The sequence below is a fragment of the Methanocaldococcus vulcanius M7 genome (assembly GCF_000024625.1).
GTDB classification, from domain to species: domain Archaea; phylum AGJL01; class Methanococci; order Methanococcales; family Methanocaldococcaceae; genus Methanocaldococcus; species Methanocaldococcus vulcanius.
Window position 1 is genome coordinate 1,121,103 of the sequence record NC_013407.1, and the last position, 20,224, is coordinate 1,141,326.

Sequence of the window (20,224 nt, forward strand, 5' to 3'; positions counted from 1 at the left end):
TTATCACAACCCGAACGAAAAGAGCGAAAGGTGAAATGTTGAAAGTTTTAATAGCACCTCTCGGCGTTGGAAAAAGTGCAGAAGAGAAAGATGTATCTAAAAGGAAATACAATACTGCAAAATATGTTCTCAATGGGGAAGAAGAAACCAGCCCATTTATATTATCTATTTTAACTAAAACATTAAAGGTTGATAAAGTTATTGTAGTTGGAACTGCGAGATCAATGTGGGAAGAGCTCTATCGATATTATGCTAATGAAGTAAAAGAATTTGATAAAGAATATTGGATAGAAATAGGAAAAAAAGTGGGGGAATCAAAACATAGTCATTACGCTCTCTCAGAAAACGATCTAAAAAAGGTAGAGGAAGTTATTGACAAATATCTACAAAAGATCAACAAAAATGCTACTGGAGGATCTAAATGCAAGATAATCAAATATGGAATTAATAGAGAAGAGATCTGGGAGAATTTTGATATATTCATGGGATTAATAGATGAAATAAACGAGGGGGATGAAATATATTTAGACATAACCCATGCATTTCGATCCATTCCTCTATTTATGTATGTTATGTTAGAGTTTATGAGATACTTTAAAAATGTAAAGTTGAAGGGTATCTATTATGGAATGTTAGATGTGATGAGCGAATTAGGATATGCTCCAGTTGTTGATCTAAGCCCAATATTTGAAATCTCAGAGTGGGTTAGAGGAATGTATGAATTCACAACCTATGGAAATGGATATTTAATCTCAGAACTACTGGAAGAGGAGGATAAAGAAATAGCCAATAGATTGAAAAAGATCTCGCAGTATATTGATGCTAACTTCCTAAAAGAATTAAAAGAAGAAGTGAAAGACCTAAAACCACTGATTGATAGTAAAAAGAACAAAGGAAAGTTCTTAAAATACTTTATCCCAGAACTTCAAAAGTTTGTTAATAAACTAAATTATGAAAAATCCGACTTTGATTTTCAAATATCCATGGCTAAGTGGAATTTTGAAAATAAAAAATATAGTTCTGGCTACATGTGTTTAACTGACTCGATATTTTGGAAAATGTGTAATATTTACAATCTTCCTCCAATTCACGAGAACAGAGAGATTATGAAAGGAATTATATACAATCCTCAATTACAAAGGCAGCATTCAGACATTAAAGCAGTGTGGGATCTTCATTACAACAGGTTAAGAGACAAAAGGAATAAAATAGCCCATGCAGATGTTAGTAAAGGTGGAAAAGGTTTAGATCCTGAAAAAGACCTTAATGACGTAATTAAAGTTTTAGAAGATATGAAAATCAGGAATATGGATGATATAATTAAAGAATTACTCAATACATGTGAAAATGATAAGAAAACATTTGCCCTACTAATTAAAATCTTAAAATCCAAAATCGTGAAGAAAGTAATTGATGCATACAACTTAAACGATGACGAAAACTCATGGAACTTTGTTAAATGCAATCTTCTCCATAAAGAGAACAGATGTTCAAACGAAAATCTAAAAAAACTTATAAACTTGTTTAATAAAGAATATTCTTGTGTTGATGAGTTAAAAGAAGCATTTCAGGAGGTAAAAAGGATGAGAAATGAAGATATTGTAGATCTCTATGCATTACAGAATGCTCTTATTCACTACATTGCATTTAAACTTTCAAAAGCTTATAAAATTAGAAATAATGCAGAATATAAAAAAATCTTTAAGTGGATGCTCTTAAATAAATCGTTATGCCAAAAAAATCCAATTTTAGAGGAACTAAATAAGAACTACTTTATAATTTTTAAAAACATGAAATCCCAAAATCCAGATTCAAAAAAAGAGATAATATCTGCTTCAAAAAATATAATAAATTTATTTAATAAAGATATTTCAAATATTAAGATGAATGTTCCTCTAAATGTGGTTTTAAAAGCATACAATAGATATAAAAATTTTAAAAACATTAAAAATAATGGAGGTTAGTTGTATGAGGAGGATGATAATTATTTTATCTCACAAACTTACAGAGGAGCAAATTAAGGATGCAAAAGAACATTTAGGTGTTGATGAATTTATTTACTTACCAAAACCTTTACGTGATTTATGGTCAAACATTCCGCCTGATATTGATGACATTGATGATCACTTAAAACCAATAAAGGACTTTTTAGAAAACAATACTAAACCAAAGGATTATGTTTTAGTTCAAGGGGACTTTGGAGCCACATATAAAATGGTAAATTTTGCACTTGATAAAAACTTGATTCCTGTATATGCAACTACAAAACGAATCGCAAAAGATATATATGATGGAAGGAAAACAATTACCATCAGAGAATTTAAACACTGTAAGTTTAGAAGATATGCAACATATTAGATAATTTATTTAGTTCATTTATATACTATCTTTACAAATGTAAATTTGGGGGATTTAGATGGGAAATTGTGATGAATACACTGCCTTAAAAATTGGGGCTTTATTGCATGATATTGGAAAGTTTGTTCAAAGAGTTGATAATCAAGAAATAAAATCATTGAAAGATAAATCGAAGGATAAATATGGAAACATTAAACATCAATCAATCGGTGCTGTTTTTATTGAAAAATACTACAAAAATCTTGGAATTAATGAAGAAATTAAAAACTTAATTATCGAATTTGTAAAAAATCACCACAATAGCAATATAAAAACTGGCTTAATAGGTATAATACGACTTGCTGACTGGCTGAGTAGTGCAGAGCGAGAGGAGATAGAGGAGTTTAAAAGTGAGGCAGGAAGTAAGAAAGAGGATCAAAGATTGCTCTCAATTTTTGAATTGATTAGATTGGAGGAAGAAGATAGAAAAATAATTGATAAGAAACTTTCTGAGATCTACAATAATGGGGGAAAGTATGGGCTACAACCACTTGCAATAAATTCCCATACAATATTTCCCTACAAATCTCCAAATCCAAGTTATGAACAACTTTATGAGGCATTTATAAATGAGTTAACTAACAATAAGATTGATAACTTCAAAAAACTCTACCAACTGGTTCAAAAATACTTCTGGTGCGTTCCATCAGCAACCAACTGGAAAAAATATGGAGGATATTTGCCTGACATATCTCTTTACGATCACTTAAAAACAACCTGTGCAATTGCATGCTGTTTATATCAAATCTATAAAGGAAATGTTGAATCTGATGCAGTATTAACTGATGAAATGTTGAAAGAACTTTTAAAACGGCTTCCTTTAGATAAAAATGGGCTATACGATCCAGAGTTAAATAAATCCTGGGAAAAATATACGTTGTTTTCTCTAATCCATGGGGATATTTCAGGAATACAGAAATTTATATTTAAAATATCCTCAAAGCATGCAGCAAAATCACTTAAAGGAAGAAGTTTTTATCTTGACTTCTTAACTGAGATATTTGCAAAGTGGATATGTAAAGAGTTGGATTTACCAATAACAAATATCCTATTCTACGGAGGAGGACATTTTTACATTCTAAGTTATAAAATAACTGAAGAAAAAATAGAAGAATTCGAAAAAAAGATTAATGATTTGCTTTATGGAATGTTTAACACAGATCTCTACTTAACTATTGCAAAAGTTGATATAAAACCATCAGAATTTTTATCTCAGGCAACATCAAACTTCTCATACAAATGGAAAGAGGTTGCAGATGAAACAATAACCAAAAAATTAAAAAGATTTGGATATAAAATCCATGAGATCTTTGAGGTTTATAACGAAGGGATCGATGAGAAATGTAAGATCTGTGGAAGAGAAATTACAGATACAGAATATTACCTCCCCTACCAAGATGAGAAGATAAAAATTTGTAAATATTGCGATTCGTTTGTTAAATTAACAAACTTCTTAAAAGAATGTCAAAAATCAAAAGAAATTGATTTCTCAAAATTCAAAAAGAAAAGTATTAAAAGCATTGAAATACCAGATCTAATTAAAATAAGTGATATTCCAGCAATAAGCAGTATAATAAAAGGAATAAATGAAAAAGGTAGAAAAATCGAGGGTTTAGGCATTACATTTGGAGATGGGGACTACTTTTTAACAAAATACAATCTACCAAAAAATGTTATCGACAAGGAGGACAATAAAATAAAAGAGGAAGGAGCATTGGAAATCCCATACAAAATTTGGAGCATTGCTTTCCCAATAAAAGACGGAGAAATTATCGATTTTGATGAATTAGCAGAAAAATCTTCTGGAACCAAAAAGATAGCCATCCTAAAAATGGATGTAGATAATCTTGGAAGTATATTTACCGAGGGTCTTGGAGATAGGGCATCAATATCAAGATTAAGTACGTTAAGTTCAATGCTAACGTTGTTTTTTACTGGTTATATTCCACATCTAATTAATAAAAAATACTCAGAAGATATTTATTTGGTTTATTCTGGGGGAGACGATACATTAATAGTTGGATCATGGGATAAAATTTGGGAATTGGCAAAAGAAATAAGAAAAGAGTTTAAAAAATTCGTATGTTATAACCCAGAAATAACCCTAAGTGCAGGAGTTATGATAATAAATCCAAAATTTGAGTTTAGAAAAGCAGCGGATATGGCTGAGAAAGAGTTAGAAGCAGGAAAGCATAACATAATCTATGAAAAAGAAGACGAAGAAGAAAAAATGGACAAAAATGCGATAACAATATTCGAATGTCCAATGAATTGGGATTTAGAAGTGTTTTATGATAGGGATCTATGGGAAAAGATGAAGTTATTAAAAAACATTGGTGTTCTCCCAGAGATATATGATAAAGTTTTATTATCCAACGAAGAGATGGCTCTAAACTTTAATGAAGATAATCTGGAGAAAGAATTTGATAGAGCCATTAAAAAAGTTGGAAGAAAAAGATTACTACATATAACTCAGATAGTCGCAGATCGACTTGGAAAAATTGTAAAAAAAGAGGGAGAAAATGTAGTTTTGAACATTCCTTACTATTGGAGGACACTCTACTACCTACGTAGAAATTACTCCGATTCAGAAGAATATGTGGCATTTTTGAAAAAATATCTTAAAAATAAAGTGTTAACTTTCATAAAAGATGATAATAAAAATCTAAAAATAGAATTCAACGATTTAAAGGTCTCTGCCAAAATTGTTGAGTTGAAAAATAGACAGGAGAGGTGAAATAATGCAAAATAATGAAAATTTATCAAAAGAAATTGAAGTGATTCTGAATATAAAAAATGACAATGCCAAGACAGTCATAGATATTGCTGAAAAATGGGCAAAAGAATTTAACGAGATCCCATCATCAAAAATGAGGGACTTCTATGACTATGTTTTAAGAATTAAGGAGAATGAAGAAAACTGGTATAAGGATCTTGTCTTATTAAAACCAAAATTAGCTTATAACTACGGAAAAGAACCAAGTAAATTCGATAGAAGAACAAGACAAGAGACAAACAAGAAGAAAATTGCTTTAAAATTGTTAATGGATAGATTTAGCAAGTTAATAGATGCAATAAATAACGATAAAGAGAAATTTAAAAACTTTAAGACATTCTTTGAGGCATTAGTTGCTTATCACAAAATCTACGCAAAATCACAATAATTTTTGATAAAATTAAAAAATTATGTAATAAACGGATAGGAGGGGATAATATGGAAAACAACAATTTAACCCTAAAAGGAAAAATAATCTTAGAAGGAAATATCAAACTACTAACAGGAATGCACATTGGCGGGACAAAAGAAACATTAAAAATTGGAGGAACCGATAACCCAGTTATTAAAGATGCATTTGATAATATATTAATCCCAGGAAGCTCTTTAAAAGGTAAGATTAGATCGTTATTAGAGAAAAAAGATGGATTATATAAACATGAGAAAAATAGCTATATCCCATGCGATTGTGGAGAATGTTATATTTGCAAAATATTTGGCCCGCATAAATCAGATAACATAAAAGAGCCCACAAGAGTTATAGTTAGAGATGCATACTTAATTCCAAAAGAAGGAAAAAAACAATACGAACATTTAGAAGTAAAGGCAGAAAACATAATCGATAGGGTAAAAGGAACCGCACAACACCCAAGATTTACAGAGAGAGTTGTAAAAGATAGTGAATTCAAATTTGAGGTTGTATTCAACGTGTATAAAAAAGATGATATTGATTTAATTAAAAAATTCATTGAAGGTATGAGATTGTTAGAGGATGATTATTTAGGAGGATCAGGAAGCAGAGGTTATGGAAAAATTAAATTTGAAAGTTTAAAAATTGTAAATAAACCAAAGGAATACTACGAAGGAAAAATGAAAGAAGTAGAACCAATACCTGCAAAGGACTTGGATGATTTGATAAAAAAATTAAATGAAATTTGGAATTATTAATTAATTATTTCTAAAAACTAAAAACAAATCTTTTTTAATTTTGTGGTGGGAGTTATGAAAAAGGTTGTGGTATTGAAACCAAAAATTAACAGTAAATTCCATTTTGGAAATCTAAGTTTAGAGGAAAGTGAAAATATACTACATTCAAACAGTTTATTTTCTGCGATTGTAAATAACTATGTTAAATTATATGGAGAAGATGATTTAAACAGTAATATTAAAAATCTAAAAGAAATTAAGTTATCCTCTCTTCTGTATAAGATAAAAAACATCTATTTAATTCCGAAGCCCGAACATCCAAGATTTTATATATTAAAAGAAAAAGTAAATGGAGTTAGACCAAAAGACATTAAAAAAATCCAATTTTTCTCGATAAAAGCATATAGGGACTTGTTAGACGGAAATCTTCAATGGACAGAAAAAAACTTGAAAGATATTATTGATCATCAAACAATAAACAAGAGCATTGTTATTTCAAAAAATGAAATTGAAGAAATAAAAAAAATTTTTGGTATAAAAGCAGAAAAACTAAAAAATACAAAGATCAATCTAATATCAAAACAAATAGAACAAAAAGTGGCAATAGATCGGCTTAAAGAAACTACCCTAAAAATGGAGGGCAGAGGACAACTCTACAACATCGAATTTATAAAACTAAATGAAAATGTTGAGTTCTATTTCTTAATTGATTATAATAATGAAGATAAAGAATTTATCAAAAAATTAGAGGCATCAATAAAATTAATAGAGGATGAGGGTTTAGGAGGTAAGAGAAGTATTGGAGCAGGATTTTTTGAGAAGGTTGAGATAGTTGATTTACCAAAGGACTTTGATGAAATATTGGATAAAAATTCAAAATACAACAATTTAGAATGTAAAATGCTCTTGGGAGTGGGAATTCCTAATAAAGAAGATATAAAAAATATTGAATATTACAAATTAATTGAAATTGGTGGCTACATACACTCAACAAGTATTTTAACAAAACCATCAAATAATTTAGAAAGAGGTAAAAAAGCTTTAACCACTCCAAAAAGGAATATTTTATCTTTAACTGAGGGTTCAATTGTGAAAAATGACTTTAAAGGAAAAGTTGAAGAAGATCTGGCACCTGAGGGTTTTGAACATAAGGTTTATGCCCATGGAAAACCTATACTAATTCCATTTGGATTAAAGGGGGATAACAATGGAAGTTAAATGCACACTAAAAAGTCCCATATTTATCGGTTGCGGGGAGGAATATAGCCAATTAGATTATTTTATAGACAAAGATAATAAAATAGCCAACATAGTTGATTTAGAAAAGGCGATTTCTGACTTAGATGATTTGAAAAAAGTCGATGAAATTTCTCGATTAATCATACAGAACACCGTAAATACGAAAGTCGATGTAGATGCTAAAAAGGTTTTGGAAGGAATAGGTTTAAACCCGGAAGATTACGTTATTAAAAAAATAAAATGTGAGATAAAGAGTACAAGTAAAACAAGAGTTAAAAAATTTATAAGCCAAAATAACTCCTACTACATTCCTGGAAGTTCAATAAAAGGGGCAATAAGAACTGCTTATATATTCAATTATTATGATAGAAACTTTGATAAATTAGTAAATATATTAAAAGGAAAAGGAAATAAAGGAAAAAAAGTTGTAGAGGACTCAATAGGAAAAATTCATGAAGATTTCTTCAAATATCTTAAAATCTCAGATAGTTTGGATTTAGATGGAGAATTTAGATTCATACATACAAGAAGATGGAGTGTTAAAAGAGATGGCCGTCCAAAAGTTCCCACAGACATTGAAGGAATGGTAAAAGGGACATTTTTAATAGATATAAAAATTGAAGATGAATTTTTCAAAAATATCAATAAAAAATTAAAGACAAATTATAATCCAAAAGATGATGAAGAGAAATTCAATATCTTAAAAGATCTCTGCAATTCTATGGCTAAAACAGTTGTTGAGTTTGAGTTAGAAAGAGAAAAACGAAACAAAAATAGGTTATATGTGGAGATGTTTTATCAACAACTTTTGAATGAGATAAACAATAACAACGCGTTATACTTAAACTTAGGATTCGGAGGGGGCTTTTTAAATAAAACTATCTATCCTTTACTTTGGAAGCATGACAAAAACAACAGAAACTTCAATTGGATTAGAGAAATATTCATCAACTTAGCAGGTAATCCCAAATTAAGGAAGGCCTGGGAGAAAGCAAGAACTTATTTGGACTTTCCAACTACACGAACATTCTACTCTACATATTCTCCAAAAGATGGAAAAGTTATTCCCCAAAAGCCATTAGGTTGGATTAAAATAGAGATGGTGGAATAATGCAAAAGATATTAATTGCTCCATGGGGAAATTTTTCAAGTTGGAAGGAAGTTATCTACTTATTTGATGGGATTGAAAAAGAGTCGGAAAGTTCTTTGTCTGCTATTTATGAGAGTATAAAACCAGATAAAGTTTATATATTGGTTTTAGACACCCTATCGAAATTAGAATCAGAGAATTATGATGAAATTGTAAAAGAAGTTAAAGAGAAAACAGAAGATTTTATAAAAGATAAATTAAAAATAGATAACTTCGAAGTAATCGTGTGTCCAGGAGTCGGAACATTTTTTGATAGAGATACAAATAGAACATACAAATTTTTAGGTAATTTAACTGATTATTATTCTTTTGCTCTTTATGAATTGTCTAAAAGATTGGATGGAGATTTGGAAGTGCATTTGGACTTAACACATGGATTAAACTACATGCCTGTTTTAACTTATAGGGTAATAAGAGATCTATTAGAGGCATTATCAATAAAAAATAAGGTTAGATTAGTTGTTTACAACTCCGATCCTTATGTTGGACGGGAAAAAGAGAAACTATCAATCCATATTGTTGAAGATGAAATTGTAAAACCCTATTATGATTTTAAAGGTATAAATGTAGAGTTTTTAAGGACAGTTGGGTTTATAGACAAAAAAGAGAGTGGAAATCTTAAAAAAGAAATAAATATGAATCCAAAAATAAAAGAATTAAAAGCAATTAAGCAAAATATTAACGTTTTTATTGCTTCAATTGTTTATGCCCTCCCATTAATGTATTCAACATTTTATATAAAAAATGAGAAGATTAAGCCATATTTAGATGAGATCGTTAACATATTCCAATCAAAGATCAAAATAAATTGCGATGATAAAATCATAACACGGCCTCTATTCCTTACTGAGAATTTTAATTCACTTGTTATGGCTTGGTTTATTTCAAAAGTTTGTGAACTTGAAGAGCACATAAAAGAAGAACTTAGTATAGAAGAAATAGAGGAGTTAGCAGATACAATATTTAGAGAAAATAAATATGTTCAATTCGTCAAAAGAGAGATGAATTCAATCAGAAACATAGCAAATATTCTTGTAAATGAATACGGAATTGAAGAACTCGAAAAACTCCATAAAAAATGGGTTCCAATTTATAAATTTAGAGTGGATAAAGAAGAAAAGTTTAAATTTGATAATTTCTTGGCACATGGGGGATTTGAAAAAAGCATAACTCAGATTTTTATTTCGGACTATACTATTGAAAAGGAGGTCATAGAGAAAGATGGCAAAATAAAAGAAAAATTAAAAGTAAAGTTATCTAAAAAAGAGACACGTCTAAGATATAATCCCGAATATATTATCGAAGAAAATGGCATAAAAAAATTTATATTCAACTACACAAATAAAAAAGGAGAATTAGAGAAAATAGACATATTTAAAGAACTTGAAAAAGAATTATTAAACAAGAAATAAAAATAAAATGGAATTACCTGTTTTAACATTTTATATATTTCTTATTGTTGTATAAAAAACTTTTTTAAACTACTTACTCAACATTTATTTTATAATATTATATTTTATAATTTATTTTATAAAATTTTCAGTTATTTTGAATTTTAAAAATTTTTAATGGTGATGTAAATTGTTCTCAATTCCCCATCCTGGAGATTTTGAATCACTAAAAGTTATTGTAAATGAGATTAAAAAAATTAAAAAATACGATAAAAGAGCAAGAAAGGAGAGATTCGAGATATACTTGGGTTTTTCAGAGTTTATAGGAACTGGAAGAGCAACATTACATAAACCAAATTTTGAAGAGTTAGAAGAGCAAATAAGATATGCAAAGAAAAATAACCTTCGAATGGAAGTGGTTATAAACGCATCATGCCTTGGCGGAACACATCTAACCGCAAACGGCATATCATACATAAACTGGATCTTTAATCAACTAAAAAATATAGGCGTGGAGTGTGTCGCACTCTCCGATCCTTACTTAGTAGATTTAGCCAAAAACAACGATTTAGATGTTAATGTTTCGTGTATTGCACTGGTTGACTGTTTAGATAAAGCATTATTTTGGGATGAGAAAGAAGTTTATGCAATAACATTGGATAGTTCAATTAACAGGCATTTTGATATTATCCAAGAAATAAAAGATAATGTCAACTGTAAATTAAAAATACTGGTAAACGAAGCTTGTCTTTATAAATGTCCAATGAGGACTCAGCACTTTAACTTTTTCTCCCACGCAAATGCTCAAAACATCCCAGCGTTAGATGATTACTACTACAACAAATGTATAAACCTAAGAATTAAAAATAAAGAGTTAATAATAAAAAGCCCATTCATAAGACCAGAGGATTTAGCACACTACGAGAAAATGATTGATATATTTAAAATTTCTGGAAGGAGTCATCCAATTGGATGGATAAAAAGAGTTTTATTGGCTTACTTAAAGAGAAAATGGGATGGTAACTTAATGGAACTCCTCGATTGTCCAAGAGAATTACAACACTTCTTTTATTTGGATAACAAAATATTAAACTCTGCCATCAAAAAATGGAAAACTTGTAATAAAAGATGTAGTGGATGTAATTTCTGCAAAGATCTGGCAGAGAAAGCATTAAAGGTGAAAAATTGAGTATAAAAGAAAAAATTTTAGAGGGTAGGGAAGATATTGAAAAATTTTTTATAAAAATAATTGGAAGAGAAATATTCGTTCCAGAGCTTGACGTATTCTCTTCAAGATGTGGATGTGTTGGAATAATGATCACCGTCCGAGGGCTTTTTACTGATGATGTGGAGATATTTCAAAAACAACTTGTTAAAAAATTGGAAGATCTTGCTAAAAGCTTTGATATAAATGCAGATTGGATATTTATCAGAACACTGCCCGGAAGTGATGATGTTATAAACATAGGAGTTAGAGAACTCTGCAATCTCTGTAAGGAAGAGTATTCTTATAAAAAACCAAGACCTGATCTTATTAGTTTAAAATTTTAGTAAAATCCAACGTAAATTAAAATGATTAACTAAATACTAAAAATCGCAAAAATAAAGCAAATAAAAATAAAAAAGCAATAAAAATATGGCAATGAGATATAATTTTATTAAAAACTAAAAACATTATAATACAATAATGGCATTATAAATTAAAATTAAAAATTAATTGTAGATTATTTGATTATAAATTAGACGGTGGGAAGATTATGGCATTCGATACTAAAAAAATCGTAAAAATGGCAGAAAAAGATTTTGAAAGAACATGGAGAGAAACAAAAACACTAATAAAAGACAAACACATAGATAAAAAATATCCAAGAATAAAACCAATATATGGAAAGCCACATCCCGTAATGGAAACAATAGAGAAATTGAGGCAAGCATATTTAAGAATGGGATTTGAAGAGATGATAAACCCTATAATTGTTGATGAAATAGAAATCTATAAACAATTTGGGCCTGAGGCAATGGCTGTCTTAGATAGATGCTTTTACTTAGCAGGACTACCAAGGCCAGACGTTGGATTAAGTAATGAAAAACTCGAAATTATAAAAACACTGGGAATCCATATAGATGAAAGTAAAAAAGAGACACTGAGAGAAGTTCTTCATCAATATAAAAAAGGAATTATCGATGGAGATGACCTTGTTTTTGAAATTGCCAAGGCATTAAATATAAGCAACGAAATGGGATTAAAGGTCTTAGAAACTGCATTTCCAGAATTTAAAAACTTAGCTCCAAAGTCAACATCCCTTACGCTGAGAAGCCATATGACCTCTGGCTGGTTTATAACCCTAAGCAGTTTATTAAAGAAGAGAGAACTACCACTTAAACTGTTTTCAATTGATAGATGTTTCAGGAGAGAACAGAGAGAAGATAAGAGCCATTTATTAAGTTATCACTCTGCTTCATGTGTAGTTGTTGGAGAAGATGTTAATGTAGACGATGGAATGGTAGTTGCTGAAGGATTATTAGCCCAATTTGGATTTACAAAATTTAAATTCAAACCAGATGAGAAAAAAAGTAAATATTACACCCCAGAAACTCAAACCGAAGTTTATGCTTTTCATCCAAAATTAAACGAGTGGATAGAGGTAGCAACCTTTGGAGTTTACTCTCCAATAGCCCTTTCCAAGTATGATATTGATGTTCCAGTTATGAATCTTGGGCTGGGAGTAGAGAGGTTGGCAATGATTACATACAACTATGAAGATGTCAGAGCAATGGTCTATCCTCAATTTTATAATTACAAACTAACTGATAGAGAAATTGCAAGCATGATAAAAATCGACAAACTCCCAATATTGGATGAGTTATACGAATTTGCAAGAGAGATTATAAGTTATTGCATAGCAAACAAGGACTTAGAAAGCCCCTGCTCAGTAAACATAAAAAAGGATTTCGAGTTTAATGGAGAGAAAAGGACAATATCTATTGATATATTTGAAAAAGAACCAAATAAAAAACTACTTGGCCCCTCAATATTAAACGAGGTTTACGTTTATGATGGAAATGTATACGGCATTCCACAAAACTATGAAGGAGTTAAAGAGGACTACTTGCCAATATTAAAAAAAGCAAAAGAAGAAGGAGTGTCAACCAATATAACCTATTTGGATGGAATAATTTATAAGTTAGTTTCTAAAATTGAGGAAGCATTACTCTCCAATATAGATGAGTTTAAATATAGAGTTCCAATAGTTAGAAGTTTAAGCGACATAAATTTAAAAATAGACGAATTAGCCCTAAAACAAATAATGAGCGAGAATAAGATCATAGATGTTAGAGGTCCCGTCTTTTTAAATGCAAAAATTAACATAAAATAAACATTTTTAACTTTTTTTATTTATATTGTTAATTTAACATCTAAAAACCTATTTTAATAAATATTGCCCAATATTTGAAAATTATAACTTTTTTCCTGTTTCCATCACGATCCGTGCTGATTTTAATCCCCGTAACCCTTGTAGCAGTGCTTCTCCATGATGGTTTCCATCACGATCCGTGCTGATTTTAATGTAAATACAATGAAGGTATAAAGTATTTAATAGGTGTTTCCATCACGATCCGTGCTGATTTTAATCTTTAATTAGTAAATGTCATAATGATACTGATACTGTAATATTTGTTTCCATCACGATCCGTGCTGATTTTAATTAATAGGGAGCTGTATATATCGCATCAAGGTCTTTCATGCGTTTCCATCACGATCCGTGCTGATTTTAATGTATTTATTTGCGGTTATAAAACATAAAGAGGTAGTAAAAAAGCAGTTTCCATCACGATCCGTGCTGATTTTAATGATAGGATTTCCATCCTTATCAAATTCTATCTCTTCGTTTCCATCACGATCCGTGCTGATTTTAATTGCATTGTTTAAAATATATAAATGGAGTGAAGGATCGTTTCCATCACGATCCGTGCTGATTTTAATAGACAGACGACTATTCAGAATTTATAGATCTCTTCGACGAGTTTCCATCACGATCCGTGCTGATTTTAATTTGATTTATTACTTCTATTATATCCTCAGCTAATTTCGTTTCCATCACGATCCGTGCTGATTTTAATCCCCGTAACCCTTGTAGCAGTGCTTCTCCATGATGGTTTCCATCACGATCCGTGCTGATTTTAATGTAAATACAATGAAGGTATAAAGTATTTAATAGGTGTTTCCATCACGATCCGTGCTGATTTTAATTGCATTGTTTAAAATATATAAATGGAGTGAAGGATCGTTTCCATCACGATCCGTGCTGATTTTAATAGACAGACGACTATTCAGAATTTATAGATCTCTTCGACGAGTTTCCATCACGATCCGTGCTGATTTTAATTTGATTTATTACTTCTATTATATCCTCAGCTAATTTCGTTTCCATCACGATCCGTGCTGATTTTAATAGGACTTCTGTAATCTACATAACTTAATTCAATAACGTTTCCATCACGATCCGTGCTGATTTTAATATAACTGATCTTACTAAAAATATAAGAGAAGAGAGTTTCCATCACGATCCGTGCTGATTTTAATATAAATAAGTATTTTCTATATGATGCTAACGAAAGAGTTTCCATCACGATCCGTGCTGATTTTAATAGGGCAATCTTTCTTATTTCATTATAATGTTTTTACTGATATTTATATTTTTCTACACTATAAGATTTCTACCCATAGATAACCCCTTTTCTTTATAAACCTTTTAACAAAACAATTCAAACTTTTATTTAAAAAATAACTGCAAATAATCAATAAAAATAAATAGATCAAATAATCAACCATGGATTTCTAAAAACAACTGTAAATAACTAAAAACTCTAAAAAATCTCCATAATTAAATACATCTAAATATAAAAAATAATAAAACAAACCAACCCTCAGAAACCAACTAAAAAACAAATAAAAAACACAAAATATAAACTAAAAACTCAAAAATCAGAAAAACAGAAACAAACAACAAGATAACATCTCTAAATTTTAAAAGGTCGTATAAATATTTAAATTCTATGCATATATTTAAAGATGTCTTCATGCTGAACAATAACTTGGACGCCGAGATTTTCTCCTACATGTTCCAATTCTTTTTTTAATGTGGCAAAGTCAACATTGGCGTTTGAAATATCCACTAACATGATCATTGCAAAAACATTATCCATTATTGTCTGACTTATATCTAATATATTTGCATTGTTCTCAGCTAAAACTTTCGAGATTCCAGCAACAATTCCTGTTTTATCCATTCCCATGACTGAAACTATGATTTTTTCCATAATACTTCCCTCTATTATAAGTTATTACAATTATTTAAAGTTTTCAGATTTTTAATTTTGCATGTGATTATCTTAAATATACCCCAACTGTTTATAAACCTTTACCTGGTTTAAATCTTTTACACGTCTAAATTAAACTCGTCAATTGTCTTAATCTCCAAAACTTTATATACAACCTTTGCAATTGTTAATGATTGATAATGACAATTTAGACATAAAGAGGGATACGATGATAGAAGTTAGGTTTCATGGGCGAGGAGGGCAAGGGGCAGTTACTGCTGCTCAAATTTTAGCAAAGGCCTCATTTTACGATGGAAAATTTTGCCAAGCGTTTCCGTTTTTTGGTGTTGAGAGAAGAGGAGCTCCAGTTATGGCATTTACAAGAATAGATGATAAAAAGATCACACTAAGATGTCAAATATATGAGCCGGACTATGTTATTGTCCAAGATCCTACACTTTTGGAGAGTGTGAATGTTGTTGATGGATTAAAGGAGAATGGGGCAGTTATTATAAATACCGTTAAAGAAGATCTGGATTTAGGATACAAAACCTATACAATAGACGCGACAGGGATAGCGTTAGATGTTTTAGGAGTTCCTATTGTTAATACTGCGATGGTTGGTGCTTTTGCAGGAGTTACAAAACTTGTTAGCATTGAATCAGTAAAAAAAGCAATTTTAGATACATTTAAAGGTAAATTAGGAGAAAAAAACGCAAAAGCAGCTGAATTGGCATACAACGAAATGATCAAAAAATATGGAAAATAATTTTTTATTGAGGTGGGTAATTTATGGTTACCATTGCTGCGATAATATACGAGCCGGGAAATTCAATAAGGAACAAGACAGGAACCTGGAGAACTTTTAAGCCAATATTAGATGTTGAAAAATGTGTAAAATGTGAAAATTGCTATATTTTCTGCCCGGAAGGGGCTATTCAAGAAGATGAAAATGGAAACTTCAAAATAGATTACGACTACTGCAAAGGTTGCCTTATATGTATGAATGAATGTCCTGTAAATGCAATAACCAAAGTTAGAGAAGAAAAATAAAAGAAAAAGAGAAAAATTAATGAGTATTCCCGTTTAGAAACACGTTTATAAATGATATTAACGTTGGTATATTATTTGAGGTAATATGTGGATTTATATTGATCAAATTTTAAATTAGAAATTATGAAATTAGCAAAATCAGGAGAAATTAAAATAAACAAAAAGGGCAGTATTTAGGTAAACTACTGCTCTTAAATGATATAACCTATCAATTGAGATATAGATTAATTGAAATATAGAATGGTGAAAAAATGTGTGAAGTTAAGGTCATCACAGGAACTTCCGCAGCTGCCGAAGCTGCAAAATTGGCAGATGTCGATGTCATTGCAGCGTATCCTATAACTCCACAAACAACGTGTGTTGAAAAATTGGCTGAGTTTGTAGCCAATGGCGAGTTAGATGCCGAATACATAAAGGTTGAAAGTGAACATTCAGCAATGTCTGCCTGTATTGGAGCTGCTGCAACAGGAGCAAGGACATTTACAGCAACTGCTTCACAAGGTTTAGCTTTAATGCATGAAATGCTGTTTATAGCTTCAGGAATGCGACTACCAATAGTTATGATGGTTGCTAACAGGGCTTTATCAGCTCCTATAAACATATGGAATGATCATCAGGATTCAATAGCTGAGAGAGATACTGGATGGATCCAAATATATGCAGAGGATAATCAAGAAACACTCGATAGTATAATTCAGGCCTACAAAATAGCTGAAAATGAAAATGTTTTACTTCCGGTTATGGTCTGTTTAGATGGTTTCATATTAACCCACACAGTTGAACCAGTTATAATTCCAAAAGCAGAGAGAGTTAGGGATTTCTTAGGTGTTTACGAGCCAAAGCATGCATATTTAGATCCAGATCGGCCAATAACTCAAGGGCCTGTAGGAGTGCCAGATTGTTATATGGAGACGAGAAAACAGTTAGAGGATGCAATAGAAAGATCTAAAAGAGTTATTAAAGATGTAAATGCAGAATTCGCAGAATTGTTTAACAGAAAGTATGGAAACGGATTGGTTGAAGCATACAATTTGGATAATGCAGATACTGTTTTGGTGGCAATGGGAACCGTCTGTGGAACTATAAAGTATGTCATTGATCAACTCAAAAAAGAAGGGAAAAATGTTGGACTATTGAGAATAAGAACATTCAGACCATTTCCAAAAGAAGATATAAAGGATCTGTTAAAAGAAGTAGATAACATTGCAGTTTTAGATAAAAACGTATCATTTGGATTTAATAAAGGAGCGTTAGGAATAGAGATGTCATCAATTTTAAAGAATAAAAAAGTTTGTAATTATATTGTTGGTTTGGGAGGAAGGGACATAAAAATAGAAGATATAAAGAAAATAATCAGCCATGTTGAAAAAGCAGAGGACGATGAAACAATGTGGATAGGATTAAAGGAATAAAAAATTTGGCAATTGGAAGAAACGTTAGAACATAAAATACATGATTTAGATAGGTGAAAAATATAAAAATAATTTTAAGGTGATTGTATGCAATTCCCAAGAGAAGAGTTTTTTGCTCCGGGACATAGAGGATGTGCAGGTTGCGGAGCTGCAATTGTTGCAAGATTGTTATTAAAAGCAACTGGAAAAGATACAATAATTTCCAATGCAACTGGTTGTTTAGAGGTTATGACAACACCATATCCAGAAACATCATGGAGAGTGCCATGGATTCACACAGCGTTTGAGAATGCAGCAGCAACTGCGAGCGGTATAGAGGCGGCTATAAAAGTGTTAAAGAGGAAAAGAGGAAAGTATGCCGACAAGAAAATACATGTAATTGCGATAGGAGGGGATGGAGGAACAGCAGATATTGGTTTCCAATCATTAAGTGGAGCAATGGAGAGAGGACATGATCTTCTCTATATAATGTATGATAATGAAGCATACATGAACACTGGAATACAGAGAAGTTCTTCAACACCGTTTTTAGCTGCTACAACAACATCCCCTGCAGGATCAAAAATAAGAGGGGAAGATAGGCCTAAAAAAGATGTAGCAATGATAATGGCAGCCCATGGAATCCCATACGTCGCCACAGCATGTATTTCATACCCTGAGGACTTTATAAGGAAAGTAAAAAGAGCTTTGGAAATAGAAGGACCAAAGTTTATACAGGTTTTACAACCATGCACAACTGGATGGGGATTCCCACCAGAGAAAACAATAGAAATAGGCAGATTGGCTGTTGAGACAGGCGTTTTTCCTCTATATGAGATAGATCATGGAAACTTTAAGATAACCTACAAACCTGCTAAGAGAAAGCCAGTTAGGGAGTATTTAAAAATGCAGAAAAGATATAGACATTTAACTGATGAGGATATTGAAAGAATTCAAAAGTATATTGATGAAAAGTGTAAACTGTTAGGTCTTTAAGTCAAGAAAGAGGATGTTATCTTCTGACAAACCCCAAAAATTTTAAATTTTTATTTAAAAGATTCGTAAAAAAATATTAAACCTTAATTTAATTATATATAATTTAATTATACATAATGGGAATAAACTACCAAGTATCGACCTCAAACCAAATAAAAAGAAAATTTGAACCTTGAAAATTTCCATCTTAAAATGTTTTGAATTTTAATAACAACCTAAAATAAACTGCTTAAATAAAACTAAGATCTCCTGATTAGGGGTGATTAAATGAAAAAGATAATCATGACAAACTTTAACTGCGATAACTGTGGGGACTGTGTAAAAGCATGCATGGAAAAAAACAAAGTTGGAAGAATTGCAATAATGCAGAAAGAAGATAAATATATCCCAATAATCTGCCAACACTGTGCATCCGCTCCATGTAAAGAGGTCTGTCCCGTCTCAGCAATTGAGCATAAAGATGGATACGTTTACTTAAACGAAGATATATGTATTGGTTGTGGTTTGTGTGCTTTGGCATGTCCATTCGGAGCTATAAGTATGGAAGATAAAGCATACAAGTGTATTTTGTGTAATGGAGAAGAACCTGCCTGTGTTAAAGCATGTTCAAAGAGATGTTTGGAGTTAGTTAACGTAAACGACCTTGTATTTATAAAGAGAGATAAAACATTGGAGTTATTTAGCAAGATGTCATTTCCATCCACAACTTCAGATAACTCATTAATTTCAAAAATAACAATAAATTCAAAAGTGCAACCTTAATCCTTTATAACAAATTCCATAAAATACATAATTCATTATTTTTGACTGAATTATTTTAAGTTTATTTAATTAATTATTTAAATATCATAAAAAATAAAGTTATAAAGTTTTATAAATTCCTTTGGTGAAAAGACATGGTGGTAGTAAATGTTGGTTCTTGTGTTGGATGTAGGAGATGCGAAAGAAGTTGCCCAATAAATGGAATTATATTTGAAAATCTTCCAATAAAATGTATGCATTGTGATAAAAACCCTTGCCTTTATGCTTGCCCTGAAAATGCCATAGAAAGAATAAACAATAAAGTCGTTGTTATAGAAGAAAAATGTATCGGTTGTGGTTTGTGTGCTTTGGCATGTCCATTCGGAGCTATAAGAATTGATGGAGTTGCTTTAAAGTGCAATGGATGTTATAAGAGAGATGTAGAAGTATGTAAAGAAGTTTGCCCAACAGGAGCAATAGATCACCTTGAAGATCTACTTTGCAGTAAGTTGGAGAATACTCTTAACAAATTTAGTAAACTTCATGCGTTATATGCGAAGATGAGATAATACTTTTTTTAATTTTTTCAGTTGTTTATCATTAGAAGTATTTTAATTCAAAT

General features: G+C 30.6%; 18 protein-coding genes and 1 CRISPR repeat array. Of the genes, 17 read left to right on the forward strand and 1 reads right to left on the reverse strand.

The features are described from left to right. Nucleotides 1-35: 35 nt before the first annotated feature. From csx2 to sepS, 11 genes are all read left to right on the forward strand, one after another. Complete coding sequence (csx2, locus tag METVU_RS05600; protein ID WP_015733223.1) at nt 36-1,964, forward strand: TIGR02221 family CRISPR-associated protein; 1,929 nt, start codon at nt 36-38, stop codon at nt 1,962-1,964. Nucleotides 1,965-1,968: 4 nt separating this feature from the next. Next, nucleotides 1,969-2,358, forward strand: coding sequence for a CRISPR-associated protein Csx20 (csx20, locus tag METVU_RS05605; RefSeq protein WP_015733224.1), 390 nt, complete (start codon nt 1,969-1,971; stop codon nt 2,356-2,358). A gap of 58 nt (nt 2,359-2,416) precedes the next feature. Continuing rightward, nucleotides 2,417-5,134 (forward strand): type III-A CRISPR-associated protein Cas10/Csm1, encoded by a 2,718-nt coding sequence (gene cas10 / locus METVU_RS05610; RefSeq protein ID WP_015733225.1) that lies wholly within the window; start codon nt 2,417-2,419, stop codon nt 5,132-5,134. A 4-nt stretch (nt 5,135-5,138) separates the two neighbouring features. Continuing rightward, nucleotides 5,139-5,561: a type III-A CRISPR-associated protein Csm2 gene (csm2, locus tag METVU_RS05615; RefSeq protein ID WP_015733226.1), complete on the forward strand. Its 423-nt coding sequence runs from the start codon at nt 5,139-5,141 to the stop codon at nt 5,559-5,561. Nucleotides 5,562-5,611: 50 nt separating this feature from the next. Next, nucleotides 5,612-6,340 carry a type III-A CRISPR-associated RAMP protein Csm3 gene (csm3, locus tag METVU_RS05620; protein WP_015733227.1) on the forward strand — a complete coding sequence of 243 codons (729 nt, stop codon included), beginning with the start codon at nt 5,612-5,614 and terminating at the stop codon, nt 6,338-6,340. Nucleotides 6,341-6,394: 54 nt separating this feature from the next. Then, nucleotides 6,395-7,537, forward strand: coding sequence for a type III-A CRISPR-associated RAMP protein Csm4 (gene csm4, locus METVU_RS05625; RefSeq protein WP_015733228.1), 1,143 nt, complete (start codon nt 6,395-6,397; stop codon nt 7,535-7,537). Beyond that, a complete protein-coding gene (gene csm5, locus METVU_RS05630; protein ID WP_015733229.1) occupies nt 7,527-8,669 on the forward strand; it encodes a type III-A CRISPR-associated RAMP protein Csm5 in 1,143 nt (380 codons plus the stop codon). Before csm4 ends, csm5 begins: the two co-directional genes overlap by 11 nt. Beyond that, the gene (csx1, locus tag METVU_RS05635; RefSeq protein ID WP_015733230.1) at nt 8,669-10,120 is read left to right on the forward strand and encodes a CRISPR-associated CARF protein Csx1; all 1,452 of its coding nucleotides are present in this window, start codon (nt 8,669-8,671) and stop codon (nt 10,118-10,120) included. The genes csm5 and csx1 overlap by 1 nt, the downstream gene beginning before the upstream one ends. Nucleotides 10,121-10,289: 169 nt before the next feature. Further along, nucleotides 10,290-11,288 carry a peptidase U32 family protein gene (locus tag METVU_RS05640; RefSeq protein ID WP_015733231.1) on the forward strand — a complete coding sequence of 333 codons (999 nt, stop codon included), beginning with the start codon at nt 10,290-10,292 and terminating at the stop codon, nt 11,286-11,288. Beyond that, entirely contained in the window at nt 11,285-11,650 is a 366-nt protein-coding gene (locus tag METVU_RS05645) for a DUF5402 family protein (protein WP_015733232.1), read from the forward strand. The genes METVU_RS05640 and METVU_RS05645 overlap by 4 nt, the downstream gene beginning before the upstream one ends. Before the next feature lie 206 nt (nt 11,651-11,856). Further along, entirely contained in the window at nt 11,857-13,476 is a 1,620-nt protein-coding gene (gene sepS / locus METVU_RS05650) for an O-phosphoserine--tRNA ligase (protein WP_015733233.1), read from the forward strand. 97 nt (nt 13,477-13,573) lie between these two features. Next, nucleotides 13,574-14,750: a CRISPR direct-repeat array (repeat unit 30 nt; unit sequence GTTTCCATCACGATCCGTGCTGATTTTAAT). Nucleotides 14,751-15,148: 398 nt separating this feature from the next. On the opposite strand, the gene METVU_RS05655 is transcribed toward sepS, so the two are convergent. Then, entirely contained in the window at nt 15,149-15,421 is a 273-nt protein-coding gene (locus METVU_RS05655; RefSeq protein ID WP_015733234.1) for an ACT domain-containing protein, read from the reverse strand. A gap of 229 nt (nt 15,422-15,650) precedes the next feature. Between METVU_RS05655 and METVU_RS05660 the strand changes: the two genes are divergently transcribed. The 6 genes from METVU_RS05660 to METVU_RS05685 all read left to right on the forward strand — a co-directional run bounded on the left by METVU_RS05660 (nt 15,651) and on the right by METVU_RS05685 (nt 20,171). Next, nucleotides 15,651-16,190, forward strand: coding sequence for a pyruvate ferredoxin oxidoreductase subunit gamma (locus tag METVU_RS05660; protein WP_015733235.1), 540 nt, complete (start codon nt 15,651-15,653; stop codon nt 16,188-16,190). Between the two features lie 23 nt (nt 16,191-16,213). Beyond that, nucleotides 16,214-16,474, forward strand: coding sequence for a pyruvate synthase subunit PorD (gene porD / locus METVU_RS05665; RefSeq protein ID WP_015733236.1), 261 nt, complete (start codon nt 16,214-16,216; stop codon nt 16,472-16,474). Nucleotides 16,475-16,725: 251 nt separating this feature from the next. Further along, nucleotides 16,726-17,886, forward strand: coding sequence for a pyruvate synthase subunit PorA (gene porA / locus METVU_RS05670; protein ID WP_015733237.1), 1,161 nt, complete (start codon nt 16,726-16,728; stop codon nt 17,884-17,886). An 87-nt stretch (nt 17,887-17,973) separates the two neighbouring features. Next, nucleotides 17,974-18,861, forward strand: a complete 888-nt coding sequence (gene porB, locus METVU_RS05675; protein ID WP_015733238.1) for a pyruvate synthase subunit PorB — start codon at nt 17,974-17,976, stop codon at nt 18,859-18,861. A 267-nt stretch (nt 18,862-19,128) separates the two neighbouring features. Continuing rightward, on the forward strand, nt 19,129-19,623 hold the full coding sequence (locus METVU_RS05680) for a 4Fe-4S dicluster domain-containing protein (RefSeq protein WP_015733239.1): 495 nt from the start codon (nt 19,129-19,131) through the stop codon (nt 19,621-19,623). A gap of 134 nt (nt 19,624-19,757) precedes the next feature. Continuing rightward, nucleotides 19,758-20,171 (forward strand): 4Fe-4S dicluster domain-containing protein, encoded by a 414-nt coding sequence (locus METVU_RS05685; RefSeq protein WP_015733240.1) that lies wholly within the window; start codon nt 19,758-19,760, stop codon nt 20,169-20,171. The last annotated feature ends 53 nt before the right edge of the window (nt 20,172-20,224 follow it).